At 64.4% G+C, this 25,562-nt stretch carries 25 protein-coding genes and 1 tRNA gene; 16 read left to right on the top strand and 10 right to left on the bottom strand.

What is annotated here, in order from left to right:
- The first annotated feature begins 37 nt into the window (after window positions 1-37).
- Entirely contained in the window at window positions 38-1,666 is a 1,629-nt protein-coding gene (locus A3AS_RS43515; protein ID WP_018318975.1) for a methyl-accepting chemotaxis protein, read from the top strand.
- Window positions 1,667-1,716: 50 nt separating this feature from the next.
- Here the strand turns inward: A3AS_RS43515 and A3AS_RS0118045 are convergent, their stop codons facing one another.
- Window positions 1,717-3,405, bottom strand: a complete 1,689-nt coding sequence (locus A3AS_RS0118045; protein WP_018318974.1) for an MFS transporter — start codon at window positions 3,403-3,405, stop codon at window positions 1,717-1,719.
- Between the two features lie 146 nt (window positions 3,406-3,551).
- Here A3AS_RS0118045 and A3AS_RS0118040 point away from each other — a divergent pair, with 146 nt between their 5' ends.
- From A3AS_RS0118040 to A3AS_RS0118010, 7 genes are all read left to right on the top strand, one after another.
- Window positions 3,552-4,922 (top strand): hydrolase, encoded by a 1,371-nt coding sequence (locus A3AS_RS0118040; protein ID WP_026202104.1) that lies wholly within the window; start codon window positions 3,552-3,554, stop codon window positions 4,920-4,922.
- A gap of 35 nt (window positions 4,923-4,957) precedes the next feature.
- Window positions 4,958-6,328 (top strand): cytochrome P450, encoded by a 1,371-nt coding sequence (locus A3AS_RS0118035; protein ID WP_018318972.1) that lies wholly within the window; start codon window positions 4,958-4,960, stop codon window positions 6,326-6,328.
- Window positions 6,329-6,376: 48 nt separating this feature from the next.
- A complete protein-coding gene (locus A3AS_RS0118030) occupies window positions 6,377-7,786 on the top strand; it encodes an adenylate/guanylate cyclase domain-containing protein (protein ID WP_018318971.1) in 1,410 nt (469 codons plus the stop codon).
- 309 nt (window positions 7,787-8,095) lie between these two features.
- Window positions 8,096-8,584: a TerB family tellurite resistance protein gene (locus A3AS_RS0118025; protein ID WP_018318970.1), complete on the top strand. Its 489-nt coding sequence runs from the start codon at window positions 8,096-8,098 to the stop codon at window positions 8,582-8,584.
- A gap of 225 nt (window positions 8,585-8,809) precedes the next feature.
- Window positions 8,810-9,589 carry an SDR family oxidoreductase gene (locus A3AS_RS0118020; protein ID WP_018318969.1) on the top strand — a complete coding sequence of 260 codons (780 nt, stop codon included), beginning with the start codon at window positions 8,810-8,812 and terminating at the stop codon, window positions 9,587-9,589.
- A 121-nt stretch (window positions 9,590-9,710) separates the two neighbouring features.
- The gene (locus tag A3AS_RS0118015; RefSeq protein ID WP_018318968.1) at window positions 9,711-10,505 is read left to right on the top strand and encodes a glutamine amidotransferase; all 795 of its coding nucleotides are present in this window, start codon (window positions 9,711-9,713) and stop codon (window positions 10,503-10,505) included.
- 100 nt (window positions 10,506-10,605) lie between these two features.
- A complete protein-coding gene (locus tag A3AS_RS0118010) occupies window positions 10,606-11,418 on the top strand; it encodes an enoyl-CoA hydratase (protein ID WP_018318967.1) in 813 nt (270 codons plus the stop codon).
- Window positions 11,419-11,529: 111 nt separating this feature from the next.
- Here A3AS_RS0118010 and A3AS_RS0118005 read toward each other — a convergent pair.
- Window positions 11,530-11,605, bottom strand: a tRNA-Ala gene (locus tag A3AS_RS0118005).
- A 204-nt stretch (window positions 11,606-11,809) separates the two neighbouring features.
- On the opposite strand from A3AS_RS0118005, the gene A3AS_RS0118000 reads away from it, so the two are divergent.
- The 3 genes from A3AS_RS0118000 to folD are packed head-to-tail and all read left to right on the top strand — an operon-like array spanning window position 11,810 to window position 13,346.
- Window positions 11,810-12,100, top strand: coding sequence for a YggT family protein (locus A3AS_RS0118000; protein ID WP_018318966.1), 291 nt, complete (start codon window positions 11,810-11,812; stop codon window positions 12,098-12,100).
- Between the two features lie 15 nt (window positions 12,101-12,115).
- Window positions 12,116-12,451 carry a DUF167 domain-containing protein gene (locus A3AS_RS0117995; RefSeq protein ID WP_018318965.1) on the top strand — a complete coding sequence of 112 codons (336 nt, stop codon included), beginning with the start codon at window positions 12,116-12,118 and terminating at the stop codon, window positions 12,449-12,451.
- A 10-nt stretch (window positions 12,452-12,461) separates the two neighbouring features.
- Window positions 12,462-13,346, top strand: a complete 885-nt coding sequence (folD, locus tag A3AS_RS0117990) for a bifunctional methylenetetrahydrofolate dehydrogenase/methenyltetrahydrofolate cyclohydrolase FolD (RefSeq protein ID WP_018318964.1) — start codon at window positions 12,462-12,464, stop codon at window positions 13,344-13,346.
- A gap of 135 nt (window positions 13,347-13,481) precedes the next feature.
- On the opposite strand, the gene ppa is transcribed toward folD, so the two are convergent.
- Entirely contained in the window at window positions 13,482-14,018 is a 537-nt protein-coding gene (ppa, locus tag A3AS_RS0117985) for an inorganic diphosphatase (protein WP_018318963.1), read from the bottom strand.
- Window positions 14,019-14,194: 176 nt separating this feature from the next.
- Entirely contained in the window at window positions 14,195-14,704 is a 510-nt protein-coding gene (locus A3AS_RS0117980; protein ID WP_018318962.1) for a GNAT family N-acetyltransferase, read from the bottom strand.
- 267 nt (window positions 14,705-14,971) lie between these two features.
- On the opposite strand from A3AS_RS0117980, the gene A3AS_RS0117975 reads away from it, so the two are divergent.
- From A3AS_RS0117975 to A3AS_RS0117960, 4 genes are read left to right on the top strand one after another with little or no spacing between them, the layout of a single operon-like run.
- The gene (locus tag A3AS_RS0117975; RefSeq protein WP_018318961.1) at window positions 14,972-15,871 is read left to right on the top strand and encodes a dienelactone hydrolase family protein; all 900 of its coding nucleotides are present in this window, start codon (window positions 14,972-14,974) and stop codon (window positions 15,869-15,871) included.
- Window positions 15,868-16,335 carry a DUF2269 domain-containing protein gene (locus A3AS_RS0117970; RefSeq protein ID WP_018318960.1) on the top strand — a complete coding sequence of 156 codons (468 nt, stop codon included), beginning with the start codon at window positions 15,868-15,870 and terminating at the stop codon, window positions 16,333-16,335. Before A3AS_RS0117975 ends, A3AS_RS0117970 begins: the two co-directional genes overlap by 4 nt.
- Window positions 16,336-16,343: 8 nt before the next feature.
- A complete protein-coding gene (locus A3AS_RS0117965) occupies window positions 16,344-17,663 on the top strand; it encodes an SDR family oxidoreductase (RefSeq protein WP_018318959.1) in 1,320 nt (439 codons plus the stop codon).
- Window positions 17,663-18,070 carry a thiol-disulfide oxidoreductase DCC family protein gene (locus tag A3AS_RS0117960; RefSeq protein ID WP_018318958.1) on the top strand — a complete coding sequence of 136 codons (408 nt, stop codon included), beginning with the start codon at window positions 17,663-17,665 and terminating at the stop codon, window positions 18,068-18,070. The genes A3AS_RS0117965 and A3AS_RS0117960 overlap by 1 nt, the downstream gene beginning before the upstream one ends.
- Before the next feature lie 176 nt (window positions 18,071-18,246).
- Here A3AS_RS0117960 and A3AS_RS0117955 read toward each other — a convergent pair whose 3' ends face one another.
- The 6 genes from A3AS_RS0117955 to A3AS_RS0117930 all read right to left on the bottom strand — a co-directional run bounded on the left by A3AS_RS0117955 (window position 18,247) and on the right by A3AS_RS0117930 (window position 24,997).
- Window positions 18,247-19,494, bottom strand: a complete 1,248-nt coding sequence (locus tag A3AS_RS0117955; protein ID WP_018318957.1) for an NAD(P)/FAD-dependent oxidoreductase — start codon at window positions 19,492-19,494, stop codon at window positions 18,247-18,249.
- Window positions 19,495-19,650: 156 nt separating this feature from the next.
- Window positions 19,651-21,477 carry a translational GTPase TypA gene (gene typA / locus A3AS_RS0117950; protein WP_018318956.1) on the bottom strand — a complete coding sequence of 609 codons (1,827 nt, stop codon included), beginning with the start codon at window positions 21,475-21,477 and terminating at the stop codon, window positions 19,651-19,653.
- Window positions 21,478-21,714: 237 nt separating this feature from the next.
- Complete coding sequence (locus A3AS_RS0117945; protein ID WP_018318955.1) at window positions 21,715-21,996, bottom strand: hypothetical protein; 282 nt, start codon at window positions 21,994-21,996, stop codon at window positions 21,715-21,717.
- Window positions 21,993-23,438 (bottom strand): radical SAM protein, encoded by a 1,446-nt coding sequence (locus A3AS_RS0117940; RefSeq protein ID WP_018318954.1) that lies wholly within the window; start codon window positions 23,436-23,438, stop codon window positions 21,993-21,995. Before A3AS_RS0117940 ends, A3AS_RS0117945 begins: the two co-directional genes overlap by 4 nt.
- Window positions 23,435-24,151 carry a prolipoprotein diacylglyceryl transferase gene (locus tag A3AS_RS0117935; protein WP_018318953.1) on the bottom strand — a complete coding sequence of 239 codons (717 nt, stop codon included), beginning with the start codon at window positions 24,149-24,151 and terminating at the stop codon, window positions 23,435-23,437. The genes A3AS_RS0117940 and A3AS_RS0117935 overlap by 4 nt, the downstream gene beginning before the upstream one ends.
- Window positions 24,152-24,232: 81 nt before the next feature.
- Window positions 24,233-24,997: a Crp/Fnr family transcriptional regulator gene (locus tag A3AS_RS0117930; RefSeq protein WP_018318952.1), complete on the bottom strand. Its 765-nt coding sequence runs from the start codon at window positions 24,995-24,997 to the stop codon at window positions 24,233-24,235.
- 178 nt (window positions 24,998-25,175) lie between these two features.
- On the opposite strand from A3AS_RS0117930, the gene A3AS_RS0117925 reads away from it, so the two are divergent.
- Complete coding sequence (locus A3AS_RS0117925) at window positions 25,176-25,559, top strand: response regulator (protein WP_026202102.1); 384 nt, start codon at window positions 25,176-25,178, stop codon at window positions 25,557-25,559.
- The last annotated feature ends 3 nt before the right edge of the window (window positions 25,560-25,562 follow it).

Genomic DNA, 25,562 nt, shown 5'->3' with positions numbered 1-25,562 from the left:
GCCGGCATCGACGTTCTGATTCTAAGGAAGATCGCCAATGACGCTCCGGCTGCGGATGACACTCGGCTTCACGATTATTGTGGCCGTCTTCATTGTCATGGTGGGCGCCACGATGTTCGCACTGACGGCTTTCCGGACGGAGGATAGCACACTCGCAACCAACATGGCTGCACTTACTTCGTTGAAGAACGTCGAAACGGCTTTGCTGAGGGAAGAAGCCGCACTCGATGGCTATATAGCCGGAGCAGATAAAGCGCTAAAGGCAGACTTTGAGGGGCCGGCACGATCATCAACCGACGAAGCGTTCGCCGCTTCGTCGACCGTTCTGTCCGACCGCTCGTTGCTGGACGAACTCCACCAACGGATCTTGGCGTGGCGAAAGAAAACCGAGATTGATCTTCTGGCGCTCGCTCGCCAGCCCTCAACTCAAGAGGCCAAGGAAGCCGTTCATCAAACGATAGCAACTGTAGTCCACGCCATGCAGCAAGAAATAACGGCGGTCCAAGGGCGAAAGGAGCGCATGGCGGATCAGACTACCGCGATCGTACTGGGAGCCACAGCAGCAGCATTCGTGATTGCACTCTTGGCGGCAGGATGGTTGACCCGAACCGTGCAGCGACCGATCGTCGCCTTGACCGCCACAGTCGATGCGCTGGCCGCCGGTGACTTGACCACGGTCGTGAGCGGCACCGAACGCAAAGACGAGATCGGGAGACTTGCACGCAGAATGGAGACCTTCCGGGCCAGCGCGATCGAGAATCGTCGTCTTCAGGAGGAGCAGGAAACATTGAAGCAACGTGCCTCCTCCGAGCGTGCCGACGTATTGCGAGGCGCAGCGGACGCGCTAGACGGAAGGATTGCGGGGCTTATGGCCACGCTGACCGAACTCAGTTCGGCCCTGAACAACGCCGTATCGACAATGAGTACAGTTGCCGATCGTACCGCAGAACGCTCGAGCACTGCGACAAATGCCGCCGAGCAAACCACGGCACACGTTGAGTCAGTGGCTGCAGCAACCACGGAGCTGTTCGCCTCGGGCTCCGAAATCGGACGACAAGTGGCACTGTCATCCGAGATCTCGCACCAGGCGGCACAAGAGGCGGAGCAGGCAAATACCATAATGAACGGACTTGCCGACGCCGTCGGACGCATCGGAGAGGTTGTGCAATTGATCGAAGCAATTACATCCCAAACCAACTTACTAGCCCTGAATGCGACGATCGAGGCTGCCAAGGCGGGAGAAACGGGCAAGGATTTCGCCGTCGTTGCTGGAGAGGTCAAGGCACTGGCAAATCAAACCAAGAACGCCACTCATGAGATTGCCACGCAAATTGTAGCGGTTCAGACCGAAACGAATGCTGCCGTGAGCGCTATCCGGCGGATATTCGACGTCATTAATCGGGTTGGCGAAACGACCACATCGATCGTGAGCATTCTCGACGAACAAAATGCTGCGATCGGCGACATCAGTCGCAGTGCCGAATCCGCTGCTGTCGGAGCTCGCGCGGTCGCTGGGCACGTGCTCGAAGTGTCCGGCGACGCGGCAACCAGCCGCGGAGCGGCCGATGACGTCGCGCGCACAGTTCAGGACCTGATGGATCGCAACCGTGCACTGGGCCAGGCTATCGCTGCGTTTGTCGACGAGATGCGCCAAGCTGCGCCTTAGCGCGCGATTGCGCCCGGGGGGCGGGACGATGGCGGAGTGGTGACGAGAACCTACGTGCTGCTCCCCGCCGCGGTCGCGACCACCGGCAGCACCTCGGCACTGGCACGATCTGGCGTCTCCTCCTTCCAGCGCACCGAACCGAACGGACGCTCCAGCATGCGGCGGATCCGCACCGGCTCGGGACCGATATGGAAATCGATCGCCTGCTGATGCAGCGCGCGTTCTGACTGGGTCGAGCGGTTGCGCTGGCGCAAATAGTCGAACCAGGTCGGGCAATGATAGCGCTCGGTCCACAATTCGGGGTCGGCGATGTCGCGGGCGATCGACCAGCCATAGGCGCCGTTGCGCTGCCGGGAGAGCTGCACGTCCTGCATCACGTTGTGGAACGCGCGCGCGTTCTCCTGGGCGACGCGATATTCGATCTCGACCACCAGAGGTCCGCTGCGCCCTGTCAGGGACAGCTTCACCTCGGGATCGGCCAGCACGTCGGCATCCTCGTTGCGGGCACCGACGCGCGGCATCGTCAGCCAGATTCCGAGCAGCGGCGAGATCAGCATCAGGCCGGCCGCGGTCAGCAATGCGACCTCGACGCCGGCATAGTCGGTGAGATGGCCCCAGCCCCAGGCACCGATGGCGATGCCGCCGGAAATCGAGGCCTGGAATGCCGCGAGCGAGCGGCCGGCGACCCAGCGCGGCGCCGAGAGCTGCACGCCGATATTGAACAGCGCGATCGCGGCCATCCAGACCGCCCCGGCCAATACCAGCGCGGTCGCCGTCAGCACCGGCTCGGTGCTCAGGGCAAGGGCGGCCATCGCAAACGCCATCGAGATGGTGCAGGCGCGGATCGCAGCCTCGCCGCTCATGCGCTTGCGCAATTCGTGGATGTTGAGCGCACCGATCACGGCGCCCATGCCGAAGGCGCCCAGCATGATGCCGTAAGTCTGCGCACCGCCATGCAGCAGGTCGCGCGCGACCAGCGGCATCAGCGCCATGATGGCGCCGCCGATCAGGCCCATCACCAGCGTGCGCAACAGCACGATCTTGATCGGCGGTGAATTGGTGATGTAGCGGAAGCCCGAGACCATGGCGCGGTTGAGCTTTTCCCGCGGCAGGCGCGAGGGCTCGGTGCTGCGCCGCCACAGCAGCAGCACCACCAGCAGCGGCAGATAGAGGATCGCGTTGCAGGCGAAAGCGGCCACCGCGCCGAGCGCGGCGACGATGACGCCGCCGACCGCGGGACCGAAGCTGCGCGCGATGTTGTAGCTGATGCCGTTCAAGGCGACGGCCGAAGGCAGCGCATCGGGCGGCACCTGTTCGCTGACCGAAGACTGCCACGCCGGGCCGAACAGCGCGTTGCCGCTGCCCACCACGAAGCAGAAGGCGAGCAGCGTCTCCGGGGTGATGAGATTGAACCCGGCCAGCACCGTCAGTACCGTCGCGCCGGCGAGCGCGACCATCAGCGAGACCAGGGTGACGATGCGGCGGTCATACATGTCGGCGATGGCGCCGGCCGGCATCGAGATCAGCATGATCGGCAGCATCAAGGCAGTCTGCACCAGCGCCACCTTGTCCGCCGAGGCCGCCATCTGCGTCATCGCCCAGGCCGCGCCGACGCCCTGGATCAGGAGGCCGAGATTGGAGAGCAGGCTGGCGAGCCAGATGCGCCGGAACACCGTGTACCGCAGAGGCGCGGTGATGCCGTCGGCGGCGATTTTCTGGCGGTTCGTCTGCTCGGTCATATCCCCTTCCAAACGGGCTGGCAGAATGGTCTTGGAGTGATCCTGGGCGATTCCGGCCAATTCAGTGATGCCCGCGAAAGTCCTTCGCTGTCCAGTGGTTAAGCCGCTATAAGCGGTGCAAAGAGTTGGTTTGCCGGGAGGAACAAATGAAGCTGTCGCGACGGACGATCCTGCAGGGGGCCGGCAGCTTGCCTTTCGCAATTGCGAGCTTGCGGACCGGCGCATCGGCCCAATCCGCGCCCGCTGCGGCGCCGGGTACCGAGGTGCCGCCGATCCTGTTCGTCCACGGCAATGGCGACTACGACGCGCTCTGGATGACGACCTTGTGGCGGATGGAATCCAACGGCATCGCGCGCGACCGCATGATGGCGATCAATTTCACCGATCCCAACGCGCGCAGCGACGACAAGGTCGAGCAGGCGAACCGCTCCTCGACCGAGGACCAGCGCCGCGAGCTCGCCGCTGCCATCGTTGAGCTGAAGCGCCGCACCGGCGCGGCGCGCGTGGCGCTGGTCGGCAGCTCGCGCGGCGGCTATTCGATCCGCAACGTGATCAAGAATGGCGGTGCCGGCGACGTCAGCCACGCGGTCTTGTGCGGCACGCCCAATCACGGCGTGTTCGCCACCGACGACCAGCCCAACAACGAGTTCAACGGCCGCGGCGTATTCCTGCGTGGCCTGAACGAGGGCGAGAGCGAGGTGACGCCGGGTATCGCCTTCCTCACCTTGCGCAGCGACGGCATGGACAAATACGCCCAGGCCGACGGCCGATTCATCGGCAAGCCCGGCACGCCGACCGGTGTCACCAATGAAGGGCCGGAGCTGAAGGGCGCCACCAATCTCGTGCTCGGCGCGCTCGACCATCGCGAGGTGGCATTCCACCCGCGCGCCTTCCGCGAGATCTACAAGTTCATTGCCGGACGTGAGCCCGACCGGATCTCTATCAGACCTGAGGCCAAGGTAACTTTGAGCGGGCTGGTGACGGGCACGCCGGGCGGCGTTCCGACCAATCGCCCCGTGGCAGGTGCGACCGTCGAAATTTTCCGCACGAGTGAGGACGGCTTTCGTAAAGGCGACGGGTTGCACAAGTCACAGACCGGAGCGGATGGCCGCTGGGGTCCCGTCCAGGTCGATCCAACCTGGACGCTCGAGTTTGTGCTGACAGCGCCGGATGCACCGATCACACACATTTTCCGTTCGCCCTTTCCCCGCTCCTCCGACGTGGTGCATCTGCGGCCGGCGCGTCCATTCGGGCCAGCGGATGCTAAGGCTCACGCCGTCGCTATCATGTCGCGACCGCGGGGCTATTTTGGTTTGCCGCGGGACGTGGTCCTGTTTGGCGGCGAGGAGCCTAAGGACGTCAAGTCTGGCGTGCCTACCGATTCGGCAACAACCGTGCGTCGCTATAGCATTGATGCCTTTGGGAGTATCGTCGCTCAGTTTAGCGAAGAACGGGTTGCGGCGCGGCTATGGCCCGCCGAGCAGAACAGGATTGCGGTCGCCGAGCTGACTTATTAGCTATTTGCCAGCGTCACATCTTGCGGGAGAGAGCCATGAATATCGCCAGCGTGCGTAGGCCCATCATCCCCCCGGCTCCCCCGCGTGCGCCCGACGACATGTCGTTCTTCGGCCGGCTTGCCGTGATCCGGCGCAACATGATCGCGACATGGGGGCAGCCCGCCTATGAGGAAGAGGTCATCAAGGGCCGCTTCTTCCTTCGCAACAGCTTCATCCTGAATCAGCCGGATGCGATCCGGCACGTCCTGCTCAACAATTATGAGAACTATACGCGCACGCCGGCGGGCATCCGCATGCTGCGCCCGGTGCTCGGCGACGGGCTTCTGATCGCGGAAGGTCATTCCTGGACGTTCCAGCGCCGCACGCTCGCGCCGGCCTTCACGCCGCGCGCCACCGCCAACCTCGTGCCGCACATGACGGCGGTGCTCGACGAGACCATCGCGAAGCTCGATACGCAGACGGGCGCGCCGGTCGATCTGCGCGAAATCATGCAGCGCATGACGCTAGAGATCGCCGGGCGCACGATGTTCTCGTTCGGCATGGACCGGCATGGCGCGACCCTGCGCAATTTCATCATGGAGTATGCGTCCCGGCTGGGACGGCCCTACTTCCTCGACATGCTGCTGCCGGTGTCGTGGCCGAGCCCGATGGATTTTGCCCGCGCCCGCTTCCGCAAGCGCTGGACCGAGTTCGTCGCCATGCTGATCGCCGAGCGGCGCGCCGCCGGCAAGAAGGACGGCGCGCCGCCGCGTGACCTGTTCGATCTCATGGACGTGGCGCGCGATCCGGAAACCGGCAAGGGCTTTTCCGACGAGCAGCTCGTCGACGAGGTCGCGACCATGATCCTGGCGGGTCATGAGACCACGGCGACGGCGTTGTTCTGGGCGCTCTATCTGCTCGCACTCGATCCGGAGACGCAGGAGGAGGTGGCGTCCGAGACAAGCGGCGAGCATCTCGACAGCATGGCCGACATCGATCGCCAGAAATTCACCCGCGCGGTAATCGACGAGACCATGCGGCTCTATCCTCCGGCCTTCCTGGTCGCGCGCGCCGCACGCGAAAAGGACAATGCGGCGGGAATCGAGATCAGCAAGGGTGACATCATCATGATCGCGCCCTGGCTTTTGCACCGGCACGAGAAGCTGTGGGATCAGCCGAACGCGTTCATTCCAAAGCGCTTCATGTCGACGGAGGCGCCCGATCGCTTCGCCTATCTGCCGTTCGGCGCAGGTCCGCGCGTCTGCATCGGCGCGCCGTTTGCGCAAGCCGAATCCGTGCTGGCGCTGGCCCGGCTGATCGGCGCGTTCCGTGTCGAGCTCGCCGATCAGGCGAATCCCGTGATCCCGCTCGGCGTCGTCACGACCCAGCCGGACCACTCACCCATGTTCCGTATCACCCGTCGGTGACAGGCGATTGCCCGGCCGATGGCGTGATTCAACCAGCAGAGTCCCGCGATGAGCGACATCCAGGCCCAGTTCTCCGTTCTGAAGCAGACCGCCGACGCGAAGGTGGTCGATGCGATTGCGCGTCTGATCGAGGACGGCCAGGATCACGAGCTCAATCGCGTCAATGTCCTCGACTTCGCGACGCACCATGCCGTCGACGAAGAGCACGCGATCTCGGCGTTCCTGCACGCAGCACGGCTCGGGCTGTTCGATCTCGGCTGGAACGTGCTGTGTCCAGGCTGCGGCGGCGTGCTCGGCGCGCACACGACGTTGAAGGCGCTCAAGCCCGACGACTATCACTGCGCGCTCTGCGCCTGCGGCTACAAGGCCTCCGTCGACGATCAGGTCGAGGTGTCCTTCACCGTGAATCCGCGCGTCCGGCGCATCGCGGCGCATGACCCCGACACGCTGCCGGTGTGGGAGTATTTCAAGCAGGTGTTCTGGAGCTCCGGCGTCGACTTCAACAAGGAATCGTTCGCGACGCTGGCGAACGAGGTGACGCTGGATACGATGGAGTTGCCGGCCGGCGAGAAGGCGACCATGTCGCTGCAGCTGCCGAGTGACTTTGTCATCATCTTCGAGCCGGTCACGCACGCCGCCCATTTCATCGACGTCCAGGGCGAGCCGACCAAGGATCGTCAGCAGCTCGCCATCATGTACAACAAGGTGCAGGCCCCGACGGGGACCACGACCATGCGGCCGGGTCCGCTGCGGCTGTCGCTGGAGAACCAGGCCGGCGTGCGCGTGCTGCCGTCGGTGTTCATCGCGGCCGAGGCACTCCATCATCTCATCGGCAAGCGCAAGCCGTTCCTCACCGCCAAGCGGATGCTGTCGAACCAGACCTTTCGCGATGTCTTCAAGGCGGACAATCTCAGTCTCGACCAGCGGCTCCAGATCACGTCGCTCACCTTCCTGTTCACCGATCTGAAGGGCTCGACGGCGCTCTACGAGCGCGTCGGCGACCTCGCCGCCTTCGATCTCGTGCGCGCGCATTTCCATGCGCTGCTCGAGATCATCTCCTCCGAGAAGGGCGCCGTTGTGAAGACGATCGGCGATGCCGTGATGGCGACCTTCGTCCGTCCCGAGCATGCCATCGTCGCGGGCCTGCGGATGCGCGCGGCGATGGACCAGCTCAACAAGCGGCGCGGGACCGATGATCTCATCGTCAAGATCGGCATCCATGAAGGTCCCTGCCTCGCGGTGATGCTTAACGAGCGGCAGGATTATTTCGGCCAGACGGTCAACATCGCCGCGCGCGTGCAGAGCCTGTCGACCGCGCAGGAGATCCACATCACCGGCCCGGTGCTCGATGCGCCCGCGGTTGCGGAGGTGCTGGAGCAGCGCGCGATCAAGCCGATCCAGAAACAGGCGGCGCTGCGCGGCATCGCCGACAAGATGGTGGTGTACGAGATTCCGTGACGGAATTCCGCTGTCGTCCCTGCGAAAGCAGGGACCCATGCCGCGTGATTTCTGGAATGGGCGGGATGGTGAGTCTTCGTCAATCCACAGGCTGTGGTTATGGGTCCCGGCGCCCGTGCGCAATTGCGCACTAGGCCGGGACGACAGCGAAGGGCCTGGCTTGCTACTCGCGTCCGATTCACAGTAGCCAGATTGCCGAAACGTAATGCAGCGCGCGGAACTGACGCACGTTGCGCCGGTTGAGTTTCCTGCTCATATAATGCTGGTAACGGCTGCGCCTCGCGGCTGTATCGATTTCGGTAGGATCTTATGCTCGACGGCCTGCGCCAATTCATCGCCGATATTGTTGCCCCCAATGACCAGAACCGCACGTTCGGTGACAGCGATTATCGGTTGGCGGCCACCGCGCTGCTGGTCCACGTAATCTCGCTCGACGGCCAGCCGAGCGCGGCCGAGCAGCGCAAGCTGCACAGCCTGATCGAAAGCCACTTTAAGCTCGATCGCGGCACCGCGGATCGTCTGATCGCGGACGCCACCCAGGTCGAGGGCGAGGCGGTGGACCTCTATCACTTCACCAGCGTCATCATGCGCTCGCTCGACGAAGAGGGCCGCAAGCGCATCGTCCGGATGATGTGGGAGCTGGTCTATGCCGACGGACAGGTCTCCGAATTCGAAGACAACGTCGTCTGGCGCGCCTCCGACCTGCTCGGGATTTCCCAGCGCGACCGGATCGACCTGAAGCATACGGTGGCGGAGCGCGCTGGTGGTCAGGTGACGGACAGCGCCGTCGGCGGCTGATCCGCGCAAACCGGTGGATGGCCGGTTGTGCGGATCACATGACGAAACTTTAATGTAGCTGCCGGCCGTCCGGCTCCGGATTCGTCCGTAAAAACCCGGCTTTCCCGCTCCTCCTGTCGCCCGCTCAGGTGGCCATGCGGCCGACGCCGCTTGCCTGTCGCGCACGGCTTATGCTCTCGTTCCGTCATTGCGGGGCCAAAAACTTTAATTCAAGAGACTTCGATCGTGGCTGAGCGGGTAACGTTGATCACCGGTGCTTCGGCGGGCATAGGTGCGGAGCTGGCGCGCGTGTTCGCCGCCAATGGACATCGTCTCGCTTTGACAGCGCGGCGCGCGGACCGTTTGGAGGCGCTCGCGAACGAGCTCGCCGCCAAGGGCGGCAAGAAGCCGATCGTGATCGCCTGCGATCTCGAGGACCCCGACGCCGGCGAGACCATCGCGGCGGCGCTCGCCGCCGAAGGCGTCGAGCTCGACCACCTCGTCAACAATGCCGGCTTCGGCGTGTTCGGCGATGCCATCGAGCGCGATCGCGACGAGCAGATCGGGATTGTCGATGTCAACGTGCGGGCTCTGACCGATTTGTCGCTGCGCTTCGCCGATCAACTCGTCAGGAACAAGGGCGGTCTTCTCAATGTCGGCTCGGTCGCTGGCTTCCTGCCCGGCCCCGGCATGGCCGTCTATTACGCGTCCAAGGCCTACGTGATTTCCTTCACCGAAGCGCTGCGGGCCGAGCTCGCGCCGCGCGGCGTTCGCGTCACCGTGCTTTGCCCGGGTCCCGTGCCCACCGAATTCCAGGCGCGCGCGGGCGTCGGCTCCGGACATGATACTGCCCTGCTAAATGTTTCGGCCGCCGATGTCGCGCAGGAGGCCTATCGTGGCCTGATGGCCAACAAACGGGCAGTGCTGCCTGGTCTCGGCATCAAGATTGTGCCATTCGCGCTGCGCTTCTTCCCGCGGGGCTTCATCCTGGCTGCCACCAGCCGATTCCAGAGGCAGAGGCATTAGCCCTCGAAGCTCCCGTATTGGCCCGGAGCTTGCTTCGGCTTCGATGTGTGCGCGAACTCACACGAAATTAACGATCGCTTAGTTATGCTGACGGTCTGAACCGATAGCACTCGCAGAGGCCATGTCGTTCCGGACGGACAGGTTTGGTAGCGCAGAAGTGGTGCCCTTCCCGAGAAGGACGCCAAGTGCCGTCGCCTCCGAACCCCAGTTGCCGGTTCTGATCATCCTGCACCAGGAATCCTCGACGCCGGGCCGTGTTGGCAATGCGCTGCGTGCGCTTGGCCATCGCCTCGACATCCGCCGTCCCCGCTTCGGCGATCCCCTGCCCGAGACGCTCGATCAGCATGCCGGCGCCGTGGTCTTCGGCGGCCCGATGAGCGCCAATGATTCCGACGACTATATTCGCCGCGAGATCGACTGGATCGAAATTCCGCTGCGCGAGCAGCGGCCATTCCTTGGCATCTGCCTTGGTGCCCAGATGTTGGCGATGCAGCTCGGCGCCCGCGTCGCGCCGCATGCTGATGCGCTGACCCAGATCGGCTATTACCCGATCCGCCCGACCGCCGCGGGCCACGCGCTCTGCCCGGCCTGGCCGGCCCAGGTCTATCACTGGCATCGCGAGGGATTCGAGCTGCCTGTCGGCGCAGAGCTGCTTGCAGAAGGCGACGATTTTCCGGTGCAGGCGTTCCGCGCCGGCAATGCCTTCGGCGTGCAGTTTCATCCTGACGTGACCTACGCGATGATGCATCGCTGGACCACGCGCGGCTATGACGGCTTCAGCGCGCCCGGTGCGCGGCAGCGACATCATCATTTCGCCGATCGTGCCGTATACGATGTCGCGGAGCGCGCCTGGCTCGATCATTTCATCGACGGCTGGCTGGCGCGCCGGCCGGTGCTGGCGCAAGCCGCCGAGTGATCCGCGCGTTCGCGCGAAGCCCTTGCCTCATCCCTGGATATGCTAGGCTCACGCCCCAACGAGCGCGCGAAATTGCGCCGGCAGACAAAGGGAGAGCGTCATGGCCTACGAGCACATTCTCTATGAGGTGAGCGACAAGATCGCGACCATCACGCTCAACCGTCCCGATCGCATGAATGCGTGGACGCCGACCATGGAGCGCGACGTGCGCCATGCGATGGAAGCGTCAAGCGCCGATGACAATGTCCGCGTCATCATCCTCACTGGCGCGGGCCGCGCGTTTTGCGCCGGCGCCGATATGGATGCTTTGAAGGGGCTCGACCCCGACGACGTCCGGCGCGCGTCGAACCTGCCGCCGTTCGACATGAACCGCCGTCCGGATTGGCAGACGCGCTACGGTTTCTATCCGTCGATCAAGAAGCCTGTGATCGCCATGCTCAACGGTGCGACCGCCGGCATCGGGCTCGTGCACGCGCTCTATTGCGACCTGCGCTTTGCCGCCGACAATACGGTGTTCACGACGGCCTTCGCGCGGCGCGGCCTGATTGCCGAGCACGGCATCAGCTGGATGCTGCCCCGCATCGTCGGTCATGCCAATGCGATGGATCTGCTGCTCTCGGCGAGGCGCGTGCCGAGCGACGAGGCGCTGCGGATCGGCCTGGTGAACCGGCTCTGCCCGCCTGAGAAGCTTCGCGAGGAGACCTATGCCTATGCGCGCGATCTCGCCGATTTCGTCTCGCCGAGCGCGATGGCCGTGATCAAGCGCCAGCTCTACGAGGTGCCGTTCCAGACGCTCGCCGAGGCAACCATTGAAGCCAATCGGGAGATGATGGTGGCGCTCGCCGGCAGCGATTTCCGGGAAGGCGTGGCGAGCTTCATGGAAAAGCGGCCGCCGCGGTTTACGGGGAGGTAGGGGGAGTATTCCTCAACCGGTCCGTCTTCGCCCTGCGGGCTTCGCCGGACACCACGCTTCGCCCTTCGAGCTCTGCGCGGCTGCGCCACGCGTAGCCCGAAGGGCGAAGCGTGGTGGAGCCAGGCGGGATCGAACCGCCGACCTCGTCATTGCGAACGACGCGCTCTCCCAGCTGAGCTATGGCCCCTTTGCTGGCCGCTCTGGTAAACGCGGCCGACAACCGGGCGCCATTTAAGTCCCCGCCAAGGTCAAGTCAAGGACGGGTGTCACCCGGTTTTAGCCATTCGGGGCGCGGACTTCCCTTGTTTGGGCGGGGGGGAACCGATATCTAGCAAAAGGCGTCAATCCCGACCGCAGCCAACGTTTTCAAAAGCCAGAGGCTTCAAAAGCCATGCGTGCCGTTCTCGACATCGTCATCATCGTGCTCGACCTCTACGTCTGGCTGCTGATCGCCTCCGCGATCCTGTCCTGGCTGATCGCCTTCAACGTCGTGAACACGCGCAACCAGTTCGTCTCGGCGGTGGCGGAGTTCCTGTACCGGATCACCGAGCCTGTGCTGGCGCCGATTCGCAATTTCCTGCCCAGTCTCGGCGGTCTCGACATCTCGCCGATCATCCTGATCCTGATCATCATGTTCATCGAGCGGGTGATCCTGTACTACATCTACCCCAACGTGATCTGAGCGGGCTGGAGCGCCTTGGTTGCAAACAAGGAGCCCTGGCGTTACTCGGCCGCAGGAATCAGCATCGCGCTGCGGGTGACGCCGCGCGGCGGTCGCGACGGCATCGACGGGATCGAGCAACTGGCCGACGGCCGCAGCGTGCTCAAGGTGAGGGTGCGAGCCATCGCCGACGGCGGCGAGGCCAACAAGGCCGTTTTGGTCCTGCTGGCGAAATCGCTGGGCGTCCCCAAGGCCGGCGTAAAGCTCCTGTCCGGAGCCACCTCGCGGCTGAAGCAGATCGCGGTCGACGGCGATCCGGCACGGCTCGGCGAAGCCCTGCGCCAGCTCGTCTCGGCCCAATCGAAAGACTGAGGGAACTGACATGACCGCCAAGATTATCGATGGAAAAATCATTGCCGCGGAACTCCGGGCCCGCGTCGCGGACGAGGTCGCCCGCGTCAAGCGCGAGCACAATCTGGTGCCGGGGCTGGCGGTCGTGCTGGTCGGCAGCGACCCCGCCAGCGAGGTTTATGTCCGCTCCAAGCACACCCAGACCCAGGCCGCCGGCATGGCCTCGTTCGAGCACAAGCTGCCGGCCGACGTCTCGCAGGCGGAGCTTCTGGCGCTGGTCGCGAAGCTCAACCGCGATCCGGCCGTGCACGGCATTCTGGTGCAGCTGCCGCTGCCGAAGGGGCTGAACACCGAGGCCGTCGTCAATGCCATCGACCCCGCCAAGGACGTCGACGGGCTGCATCCGAACAATGCCGGCCGGCTCGCCGGCGGTTTCGAGGCGCTGTCGCCCTGCACGCCGCTCGGCTGCATCATCCTGACCAAGAGCGTGCACGCCTCGCTCGAAGGCAAGAACGCCATCGTTATCGGCCGTTCCAATCTGGTCGGCCGGCCGCTGGTGCAATTGCTGCTGAACGAGAACGCCACGGTGACGATCGCGCATTCGCGCTCGCGTGACCTGCCCGGGCTCGTGAAGCAGGCCGATCTCGTCTATGCCGCGGTCGGCAGACCCGAGATGGTGCGCGGCGACTGGCTGAAGCCGGGGGCGACCGTGATCGACGTCGGCATCAACCGGATACCCAAAGAAGACGGCAAGACGCGCCTCGTCGGTGACGTCGCCTATCAGGAAGCGCTTGGGGTGGCCGGCGCGATCACGCCGGTGCCGGGCGGCGTCGGCCAGATGACTGTGGCGTGCCTGCTGGTCAACACGCTGCGCGCGGCCTGTGCGATCGCGGAGCTACCGAAGCCGGCGGTATAGGTCAGGTTCTCGTGCCCCGGACGCAGCGCAGCGCTTCTTCAGCGGTGCGCTGCTGAGCCGGGGCCCAGCGGCGACATGGGTCCCGGCTCAGCGTCGCGTCATTTCATGCCGCGCCGCGTCCGGGACACGGATGCTTCAGCCCTTCTTCTTCTTCTCGCGATCCATGCCTTCGAGGATCAGCTTGTGCGCGTCCTCCGGGCCGCCCCAGCGCAGGATCTTCACCCATTTGCCCTTCTCGAGATCCTTGTAGTGCTCGAAGAAGTGCTGGATCTGCTGCAGCGTGATGTCGGGCAGGTCGGAGTACGACTTCACCTTGTCGTAGCGCTGCGTCAGCTTCGACGACGGCACCGCCAGAATCTTCTCGTCGCCGCCGGCTTCGTCTTCCATGAACAGCACGCCGACCGGGCGCACGCTCATGACGGCGCCGGGAATGATGGCGCGGGTGTTGATGATCAGGACGTCGCAGGGATCGCCGTCATCCGACAAGGTGTGCGGGATGAAACCGTAGTTACCGGGGTAACGCATCGGCGTGTAGAGGAAGCGGTCGACCACCAGCGTGCCGGCCTCCTTGTCCATCTCGTATTTGATCGGTTCGCCGCCCACGGGGACTTCGATGAGGACGTTGACTTCGTGAGGTACGTTCTTCCCGATCGAGATCGCATCGATACGCATTCAAAGCTCCGTTATTGCCGAGGATAAATCGCGCCCGGCAGCGATTTGGCGCTGTCATACGCGGGCTTGGCCCGCTGATCCATCGCGTTTTTGTGAAATAATGAATCCGGAAGTCACCGGCTCAAAGGCAACGGTATCGACGGAAGGGAAACGCTGCCGCCTAGGCTTTCAGCAGCTCAATTGGTCCAAGCGAAGGCAACCTTGTCGAGCGACTTCGGCCCGAACCGCTCCGAGGAGCGGGCCACCATACGGCCCCCAAGCGCCCGGTAGAACTCGGTCGCGGGGTCGTTGTCCGAGAGCGCCCACACCACCATGCTCTTCAGCCCGCTCTGCATCAGGTCGCGGCGGGCGGAGGCGAACAGGCGGCGGCCGAAGCCGAGGCCCTGGAATTCGGGGCGCAGGTACAGCTCGTAGATCTCGCCGTCGAAATGCAGGCTGCGGGCGCGATTACGGCCGTAATTGGCGTAGCCCGCGATCTTGTCGCCGAACACCAGCACGCTGACGCGGCTGCCCTTGCGGATCGCGCTGTCCCACCATTGCGGGCCGCGGCGGTTGATGAGCTTTTCCAGCTCGGCGCCGGGAATGATGCCCTGATAGGCGGAGCGCCAGGCTTCGTCATGAGTCGACGCCACCGCAGTCGCATCTGCAGCTTTGGCCGGCCGGACCTCGATCAGGGTTGTGCTCATGGGCGCAATCAAACCAAGTCGCCGCGCCGGCGGCAAGACCTATCGTTAATTATCGGTTAACGTGTGGACTTTGTGCATCAGTATCTGAACCATGTTGTACCGAAAAAAGACAGGGCGCCGACTCGAATGGCACCGGCGTGCCGTGTGTCGGTGCAAAACTCCCTCTGCGGCAACGAATGAAGGGCGAGGGCCACGCAGAAAGTCCGCCCATAGTGATTCGTTCCTACTAGTGTGACTGTCGCTGTTCGTGCTCGTCCTCGGCCATTCATGCGGCTTCTCAACATCTTCGCGCTCCTGACTCTGCTGGCCTTGCTGACTGCGCCGCCTCTGTGCGCTCAGGTCACGTTTGGCCCATCGGGAGAGGAGGGTGAACCGTTTCGCCGACAAGCGTGGCGGGTGCCGTCGCCGGATACCGACATCGCTGCGCGTGCCCTGCTGTTTCGCCCCGCCGGCGCAGGTCCGTTCCGGCTTGCGGTCGTCGCACACGCCTCGACGCAGAACGTATTGCGTCGAGCGCAAATGCCGCGGCCGGAATATCGTCCGCTCGCCGCCTATCTCGTCGCGCGCGGTTTTGCCGTGCTGGTGCCGGAGCGGCTCGGCCATGGTGCGACCGGCGGCCGCTATGTCGAGGACCAGGGCGGCTGCGACGAGGCGGACTATGCGCGTTCGGGCCGTGCAACGGCCGAGGAAATCCGGCTCGCGATGGAGTTCTTGCGAAAGCAGGATTTTATCCGCAAGGACGCTGCCATCGTGATCGGCCATTCCGCCGGCGGCTGGGGTGCGCTGGCGCTCGCCAATGCCGATCCGAAGGCGATCGCCGCGATCACAGTGTTTGCACCGGGGCGCGGCGGCCATGCCAATGATGAGCCGAACCGGATCTGCGCGCCACACACGCTTCTTGCCGCCGCTGCAGAGTTCGGCAAGGGCGCGCGCATTCCTGTCACATGGCTCGTTGCAACCAATGATAGCTATTTTGCGCCGGCGTTTTCAAAGGGCCTGGCTGACGCGTTTCGCGGCAGCGGCGGCAAGGTCGACTTCCGCACCTTGCCGGCCGTCGGCAGCGAGGGGCACTGGATGATCGAAAGTGAGGCCGGCGTCAAAGCCACGAGCCGGGAGCTCGTGGGTGCGCTGAACCAGGGCAGGCCAACCGCGACCAAGAAGCCATGACGCTGTATTTCCTGGTCAAGTTTCTCCATGTGCTCGGCGCCATCGTCATCCTCGGCACCGGAACTGGCATCGCCTTCTTCATGCTGATGGCGCATCGCACCGACGATGCGGAGTTCATCGCGCGCACCGCTTCGGTCGTCGTCATTGCGGACGCAATCTTCACGCTGTCGGCCGTGCTCCTCCAGCCGGTCACGGGCGGCTTGCTGATGTTGCTCTCGGCGATGCCGATCACCGAGCGCTGGCTGCTCGCCTCGCTCGTGTTGTATGTTGTCGCCGGCCTGTTCTGGATTCCTGTCGTGTTCATGCAGATCGAGATGCGCGATCTCGCGCGAAAGGCCGCGGAGCAGCACCGTGCATTGCCACAACGATACTTCGTCCTGTTTCGCCGCTGGTTCGCGTTCGGCTTCCCCGGCTTCGGCGCGACGATGCTGATCCTCTGGCTGATGGTTGCAAAGCCGTTTTGAGAGCCGGGATGAACCAGCGAACCATCCTGGTGCTCGGCGCCTCCGGTCTGATCGGCCGCTTCGTTACGGACGATCTTCGCGCGCGTGGCTTTCGCATGGTCGGCGTGGCGCGCAGCCTGTCGCCGGCGCAGAAGACGAGCGCGCTCGACATCGAGCTGCCGATCCTCTCGCTCGACGTGACCGTGCTGACGCGGCTGTTGCGCGAGCATGCGGTGGATGTCGTCGTGAACTGTCTCGGCGTGCTCCAGGACGGCCCCGGCAGCGACACAGGTGCCGTACACCGCGATTTCGTCGCGCGCCTGCTTGCGGCGATCACCGACAGCGGCCGCGCGATCCGGCTGGTGCATATTTCGATCCCCGGAGCGGCCGAAGCCGATCGCACCGCCTTCGCAACGACCAAGCGCGAGGCCGAGCGCCTGATCGCGGCCTCTGGCATTGCGCACGCCGTCCTGCGGCCCGGCTTCGTGGTCGCACCATCCGCCTATGGCGGCAGCGCCATGCTCCGCGCGCTCGCTGCCTTCCCGCTCGACCTGCCCGACAAGGAGATGGCGACGCCGTTCCAGCCCGTTTCAGTCGAGGATATCTCGGCCACCATCGCCTGGCTCACCGCGCGCGACATTGACGATGCCGCTGTCAAAGCCGTGAGCTGGGATCTGATGCAGGCTGAGCCGGTCACCATGGCCGGCGTCATCAAACAGTTCCGCCTTGCGTTCGGCACGGCCACCTGGCCGCCTGTCGCGATGCCGTCCTTCGTGCTCGATCTTGGCGCCAAGATCGGCGATCTCGCCAATTATCTCGGCTGGATGCCGCCGATGCGCTCCACGGCCATCGCCGAGCTGCGCCGCGGCGTGCGAGGTGATCCCTCGGCATGGATCGCCGCCACGGGCATCGCACCGAAGACGCTGGTGGATATGATTGGTCGTCATCCCGCGACCGTCCAGGACAAATGGTTCGCGCGGCTATTCCTGGTCAAGGCGCTGATCTTCGCCAGCCTCGTCGTGTTCTGGCTCGTCTCCGGCTTCATCGCGCTGTTCGTGTCCTACCGTGCCGCCGCCGACATCCTGACGGCGCACGACTTCCCGCCCGCGCTGGTCGATCCCATCACCATCGGCACCAGCCTGATGGACATGAGCATTGGCGCGATGATTGCCTTTCGCCGCACCGCGGCGACCGGGCTCGTTGCTGGCATCACCGCCTCGCTCGGCTATATGTTCGGCGCGGCGGTCCTGACGCCCGATCTCTGGATCGAACCGCTCGGCGCGCTGGTGAAGACGGGGCCGGCGATCGTGCTGATGTTGGTGGCGCTCTTGATGCTGGATAATCGCTGATGCCCAAATGGCCCGATGACGACGTGATCCTGTTCGATGGGGTCTGCGTCTTCTGCTCGCGCTGGGTCCGCTTCGTCGCGCAGCGCGACACGGCGAAGCGGTTTCGCTTCACGCCGATCCAGTCGGAGTATGGCGCCCGGCTCGCGCAGACGTTCGGCATCGACCCCGATGATCCCGACACCAATGCCGTGGTTCATGGTGGTGAGGTGTACATGAAGTCGGATGCAGCGTTGACGGTGCTGTCGCGACTCCCGGGCTGGGGTTGGGTGCGCGTGCTGTTCACCGTACCGAAGCCGCTGCGGGACCCGGTGTACAGCCTCATCGCGCGCAACCGCTACCGCATCTTCGGCAAGTATGACGCGTGTTTCGTGCCCGATGCGGATTTGCGGGCGAGGGTGATCGAGTGACGCGACAGCGGCACCACAAGATTGGTGTCGTCCCGGCGAGCGCCGGGACCCACCACAGGACGGAGTTTGGCGAAGACTGGAAGTTAGGGTCAATCCGCGGTACGCGCACCACGCGTGACTGAAAGATCACGCGGTATGGGTCCTGGCGTTCGCCGGGACGACATTGGGTGGGGAGGTTAGCGCTTCCCGATTGCCGCCAGCACTTCCTTCGCCGCCCGTTCCCCGCTGTCCCGCGCCCCATGCGCGGTCGTGAAGAAGGTTGGCGACGTCGCCTCGCCGGCAAAGAACAGCCGGCCATCGACCGGCGCGGCCAGCACGGCGCGGTCGCCGGCATGGCCAGGCAGCGCGTGCGAGTATGAGCCGCGGGCAAACGGATCATGCGCCCAGCGCGACTCGGCGAGCGGCTTCAGCTTGCGGCGGATGTCGTTGCCGAGAAAGCCGGCGATCTCGTCGATGCTATGCGCGGCGATGGCGCCGTCGCCGGAATCTTCCAGCGCGCGGGCGAAGCTGCCGCCGAAGAAGCCTTCGATGCAGGGCTGGCCGAACGGGCGGATATGGTAGGTGCCCATCGCGGTGCGCATGGTGGCGCCGCGCAGGTTTGCTTCCTTGGGAAAGGCTTCGGCGTCCTCGAGCGCGAGCGTCACCTTGTCGTCGACGCCGAGCGGCAGGCCCGCTGCCGCGTCGACCTTGGACCGTAACGGCGGCGAAAAGCGGGTCGTCTCATCGGCGATCAGATTGGTCGGCACGGTGACGATCACCTTGTCCGCGGTCAGCGTGCCCTGCGACGTCTCGAGGCGGACCCGCGGGCCGGAATGATCGATCAGCGCGACGTTGCAGTTCAACGCCACCGGACAGGGCGCGCCATAGGCCACAACAAGCGCGCCATAGCCGCGGCGGACGCGCCAGTTGAGACCAGAATCCTCATAGGCGTCCCAGTCCAGCGTCGACATGTCCTCGAGTTCGCAGCCGTTGATATAGGTCGAGATCGCGTCGATCATGGGATTCCAGCGATTGCCCATTTCGAGGCTCCGGCTCGCGGGCTCGTCCTTGCCCGTCTGCGCGGCTTCCCAGAGACGCTCATAGAACGCGTCCATCGCGCGCATGAAATCGTCGCGCTCGCCTTGCGGAAACGCGTTGCCATAGGCGCGCTCGCGCCAGGGCGGCAGGTCCTTGTTGAGCTCGAAACCGAGCCGCTGCGCGATCGAAACGAAGGAGTTCTTGTCCGCCGAGTGCAGCCAGCCGCAGCCGACGTCGAAGGTCACGTCAGGTGAGGCCTGTACGGTCCAGGCGCGGCCGCCGAGCCTGTTCCGTGCCTCCAGTACGATCGCGGAGAGACCGGAGCCCGCCAGCGCGTGTGCCGCGCCGAGGCCGGCGGCACCGGCGCCGACGATCGCGACGTCCACGGAGGAGGGGAGGGAGGTCATGGGCGGGCTCTAGCACGTTCGCTGGGTGTGCTGAAGCCGGACGGATAAACGCTTTTGTAGGGTGGGCAAAGGCGCTCTTGCGCCGTGCCCACCATCGTCCATTGGTGGGCACGCTTGCGCTTTGCCCACCCTACGGCACTACGGAGAACGGTGGCCTTACGCCACCGCTTCCTTGGCCTTCTCCGCGCGCTTGCGCTCGTTGGGGTCGAGGTGCTTCTTGCGCAGGCGGATCGACTTCGGCGTGACCTCGACGAGCTCGTCGTCCTCGATATAGGCGAGCGCCTTTTCCAGCGTCATGCGGATCGGCGGGGTCAGGCGCACGGCTTCGTCCTTCGAGGTCGTGCGGATGTTGGTGAGCTGCTTGCCCTTGAGCACGTTGATCTCGAGATCGTTGTCGCGGGTGTGCTCGCCGACGATCATGCCCTTGTAGACCTTCCAGCCCGGCTCGATCATCATCGGGCCGCGGTCTTCCAGCTTGAACATGGCGTAGGCCACCGCATCGCCCTGGTCGTTGGAGATCAGCACGCCGTTGCGGCGGCCCTGGATCTCGCCCTTGTACGGCGCGTAGCCGTGGAACAGGCGGTTCATGATCGCGGTGCCGCGGGTGTCGGTGAGCAGCTCGCCCTGGTAGCCGATCAGGCCACGGGTCGGCGCGTAGAACACCAGGCGCTGACGGTTGCCGCCCGAGGGCTTCATCTCGATCAGCTCGGACTTGCGCTCGCTCATCTTCTGCACGACGACGCCGGAGTGCTCCTCGTCGACGTCGATCACGACTTCCTCGATCGGCTCCATGGTGGCGCCGGTGGCTTCGTCCTTCTGAAACACGACGCGCGGGCGCGACACCGAGAGCTCAAAACCCTCGCGGCGCATGGTCTCGATCAGGATCGCGAGCTGCAATTCGCCGCGGCCCGAGACTTCCATTGCGTCCTTGTCGGAGGCTTCGACGACGCGCAGCGCGACGTTGCCTTCGGCTTCGCGCAACAGACGGTCGCGGATCATGCGGCTCGTCACCTTGTCGCCTTCGGTGCCGGCGAGCGGGGAGTTGTTGACGATGAACGACATCGACACGGTCGGCGGATCGATCGGCTGCGCCGGCAGCGGCACTTCGACGGTCGGATCGCAGAAGGTGTCGGCGACGGTGCCCTTGGTCAGGCCGGCAATGGCGACGATGTCGCCGGCTTCGGCTTCATCGAGCGGGGTGCGCTCGAGACCGCGGAACGCCAGGATCTTGGTGATGCGCCCGGATTCGACCAGCTTGCCCTCGGCGTTGAGCACCTTGACCTGCTGGTTCGGCTTGAGCACTCCGGAGGAGATGCGGCCGGTGATGATGCGGCCGAGATAGGGGTTGGCTTCCAGGATGGTGCCGATCATCCTGAACGGACCTTCCTCGACCTTCGGCGGCGCGACGTGGCGCAGGATCAGGTCGAACAGCGGCTCCATGCCCTTGTCCTTCGGGCCCTCCGGGCTGTCAGCCATCCAGCCCTGCTTGGCCGACCCGTACAGGATCGGGAAGTCGAGCTGCTCCTCGCTGGCATCGAGCGCCGCGAACAGGTCGAACACCTCGTTGATGACTTCGGTCGGGCGCGCGTCGGGGCGGTCGACCTTGTTGATGACGACGATGGGCTTCAGGCCGACCTTGAGCGCCTTGGAGACCACGAACTTGGTCTGCGGCAGCGGGCCTTCGGCAGCGTCCACCAGCACCAGGGCGCCGTCCACCATGTTCAGGATGCGCTCGACCTCGCCGCCGAAATCGGCGTGGCCGGGGGTGTCGACGATGTTGATGCGGGTGTCCTTCCACTGCACCGAGGCCGCCTTGGCCAGGATGGTGATGCCGCGCTCGCGCTCCAGATCGTTGGAGTCCATGGCGCGATCGGTCACCTTCTGGTTCTCGCGGAACGTGCCGGACTGCTGGAGGAGTTTGTCGACGAGGGTCGTCTTGCCGTGGTCGACGTGAGCGATGATGGCGACGTTACGGAGGTTCATGAGTGAGCTTCTTTGGTTCGAACAATGGGTTAAGCGCGATCTCGCCGGTCGGACCGGGACCTCTTCTCGAAACAACGCTGGAAGACTGGAAACGGGGCGCTTTCCGCCCAAAAAGGAAGCCCGGCCATATCGACCGGGCAGCCTACGCGTTGCGGCGCAATATATGCAAAAACCGCCAAAAAACAATGCGTTCTTTGGGCCTTGGTTGACTGAATTTTGCCCGGGAATCTCCGGGGGTTAGCTTCCGTTCCGGGTCGGCGGGGCCTTTCGACCCATGATGGCCGCCCAGATCAAGACGACGCCTCCGATGCCGATGACCAGTCCCAAAAAGACCAGCGACGCGATGTCGGCGGGGATCTGGCCACCCTCGACCACCGACATTCCGCCGAACAGGAGCGCGCAGAGCCCCGGCAGCAGCATGAAGATTCCGGCGATCGCCATCAGCGCGGTCAGGCAGCCGCTGCGTGCCTCGCCGGGTGTCGGGACGGGCGGCAGAACCGGCGGTGGCGTATCGCTCATTGTGATGCCTCCTCGCTTTGCCTTGCCGCGCGATAAGTCTGCCCTTCGAGCGCGGCGCGGATGCCGTCGATCTTGCCGTTACGGTAGAACAGATTGTAGGTGTCGAACGGAATGATCGCGCCCTGCTCCGTCACGAAATGGATGCAGCTGCGCTTGACGTTGCCGACGCAGAAATTGAAGCGATCGAGAAACTGCACGATGGTGACGCGGAACACGTTCTCGTAAGAGAGCCCTTCCGGCACCTGAAAGCTCGGAAGGCAGCACAACAGCTCGCAGACGCGCTCGGACGTGTTGAGCGGGCCCGACGACAGCGAGAACAGATCGACGAATTTTTCCCGCAGCACCGGATATTTCTCAGGGCTGATCGTGTTGGGCATCACCGCAACCAGCTGCTCCTGCGGAATCAGCGAGGTCAGCGGCAGCACCTTCTCGCCATTGCGCAGGCCATAGCCGATCGAGATGCTTTCGGGATTGCAGGGCAGCGGGATCATGTCCTTGTCGCCGAACACGCCGGTCTCGATCACGCGCTTGCGGATCTCCGACAGCATGATGCGGTCGGTTTTCTCATCGAAATTCTCGTTGCGGCCGGCGTCCTGCACCGGCTGCAGCGTGACGCCGCGCACGCATCTCCACGTCAGCGCGTGGCGAACGATGTCGCCGATTTCGGAATCGTTGACGCCGCGCTTGATGGTCGCGACCAGTGTGGTCGACACGCCAAAATGCTCGAGATTTTCCAGCGCCTGCTGGCGGATTTTTCGCAAATCCGCGCCGCGCAGGTCGATCAGCGCATCGCGCTGCAGTGAATCGAACTGGAGATAGACCTCCAGCCCGCGCCTGTTCTCGGCGAGCCGCGCCACGAAATCCTTTTCGCGGGCGATGCGCAGCCCGTTGGTGTTGATCATGACGTGGCGGATCGGGCGGGCGCGCACGGCATCCAGGATCTCGAAGAAATCAGGATGCAGCGTCGGCTCACCGCCGGAAATCTGCACGAGGTCGGGCTCGCCCTCGCTTGCGACCAGCGCGTCCAGCATCTTCTCGATCGCCGCGAGCGGGGTGAATTTCGTGCGTGCGGGCGAGGATTCGGCGAAGCAAACCGGGCAGGTTAGGTTGCAGTGCTCGGTGATCTCGATCAGCGCCAGGCAGGAATGCTGCTCGTGGTCGGAACAGAGACCGCAATCATAGGGACAGCCGAATTCCGTGCGCTGCTGGAATTGTAGCGGCCGGTCGCCGGGCTTGATGAAATCCTTGCACAGGCGCCAATAGGCGGCATCCGTCGACACCAGCGTCGACTGGACGCCGTGCTCCCTGCAGCGCTTTTCGTACCAGACCTCGTTGTCCAGGATCTGGATCTTGGTCGGCACCAGCTTCAGGCAGGTCTCGCAAAGAGATTGGGTCTGGCCCCAAAAAATATAGGGCCGCGACTTACGCAACGGCGCGTTCATGCAAGTATCTCGTTTTGTAAGCGTCTCGCTTTGGGCGCCGTCGCCAGCATGACGCCGGCGTAGAGCAAAATGGACAGCGACAGCAGATGAAACAGGGTGAAGGGGCCGATCAGCGTGCCGTAGGGCTTGAGGAATTCCCACAGGAAGCGTTGCGCTCCATAATAGACGAGAACCAGGTAGAAACCATTGGTGATCACAAAGGCGTTCCGGTTCACGACCGCCAGCACATAGAGCAGCGCGAATACGGCCATGGCCGCGCTCTCATAGAGCTGCACGGGATGGCGCAGAATGCCGTCGCCGAAATCATGGGCCCATGGCAGCGCCGTCGGCGTGCCGTAGGTGAAATCGTCGAGGCCCGCGAAGTAGCAGCCGAGCCGGCCGATCGCGATGCCGAGCGCCAGCGGCAGCGCAAACCGCGCGCCCGTGCGCAAGGCGATGCCCGCCGACCATTTGTAGAGCTCGATCGCCACGATGCCGCCGGCCAGCGCGCCCTCCACCGAGCGCGCAATGCCGCTTTGCCCCGACAGCCATAGATTGACGGAGCCGAACAGATAGGCGCCGAGGCCCGCGCCGAACACCAGCGCGGCGACATAGGGCAGCTGGAAGGATTGCGCCGGAAACTGCAGGCGCTGTCGCGACAGCCAATAGACGATCGCCGCCGCCGCCAGCCATGCCAAGGCGTCGAAGATGGTGTGTAGGAAAGCCCCGCTCATGCCGGGGGATATTAGCCCAGGTTCCGGCCGAGCGGGATAGTGCGCCTGCTCGTTCTCCACGCCGGGAAGCGAGGCGGATCGCTAGCCGGCCTCCCGCTCCTCGGTCGGATAGACGCCGCGCAGCACCTCCTCGAAATGCATCTTCACCGCGTCGTTGCACAGGCAGGCGCGAAGCCTCAGGCCGTCGCGGTTGCGAACCAGGATCGATCCGCGCCTGGTGTCGAGAATCCGTTCCGCCTTGAACGACTGAAGCACGCGGCTGGCATAGGAGCGGCCAACGCCCAGCAGCGTCGCAAGCTGTTCGTGGGTCAGCGGAACGCTGTCCTCGTCGCCGGTGCGCTCCATCGCCGCCAGGATCCATTTGGCGGTCCGCTGCTCGATCGAATGGATCGCATTGCACGCGGTCGACTGGAAGATCTGCGCCAGCATGCAATCGGCATAGCGGGCAAAGATGTTGCGCAGCGACGCCGAGCGCAGCTTGGCCGCTTCCAGCTTGGCGACATGAACGCGCGCAAACGGGCCGCCGAATTTCACGCAGATCCGGGTATAGGCCGGCAGGAATCCCTCGCTGACGATGCCGCCCACCGCGCCTTCGCGGCCGACCAGGATGGTCTCGACGTCTCGGCCATCCTCGTTGGGGACCAGAAAGGTCGCGAGCGCCGGTCCGCAGGGGAAGTGGACGACCTGGACGTCGTCACCGGGGCTGTAGAGCAGCTGGCTGGCTGCGGAATTTTCGACGGTCACATGCGGTGCGAGCAATGCGTAGTCTGCCTGGCTCAAGCGCCGCAACAAATTGTTGGCCGGACGGCTCTCGACCTCGATCATCTTGCTGATACGCGCATCCATCGTGAACTCCGATCTTCCTCCCCACCTTAACGAGTTCCTTGCATTCCCTGTGTGCACAAGTGGACAGACTAGAGAACGGCAATGTGGTGGGTTTCGTTCCGGGAACCCTCCGATGCGCTATGCGCAGGCATCGTGGCGCGGCAGTCCTGATCCGAACCCCCACACACAAGATGCGATCATGACACCCGCACTTTCCAATGGCTCAAGCTGGCCGGCCGACGTTCTGATCGTCGAAGACGATCCGATCATCGCCATCGATTTCGAGGACCGTCTGCTCGGGTTTGGAGTGCCGGGCGTGCGGACCGTCGGGTCGGTGACGCAGGCGCTCGGCGCCATCGCCAACCGCGCGCCCGATTTCGCGCTGCTCGATGTCGAGTTGATCCGCGAGACGAGCTTTGCGGTCGCGGAGCGGCTGGCTGCGCTGAAGATCCCGTTCGTCTTCGTTACCGGCTATGGCGCCGAGGCGCGCATTCCGCCTGAATTCTCGGGCCAGCCGCGGTTGCAGAAGCCGTGCTCGAGCGACGCGCTGGAGGCGGCGCTCAAGGTGCGCGCCCTCGACTAGCGA

This window comes from Bradyrhizobium sp. WSM2793 (genome assembly GCF_000379585.1).
GTDB lineage: Bacteria > Pseudomonadota > Alphaproteobacteria > Rhizobiales > Xanthobacteraceae > Bradyrhizobium.
The sequence above is the reverse complement of the archived record's forward strand: the minus strand, read 5'-3'. Positions and strand labels throughout refer to the sequence as shown.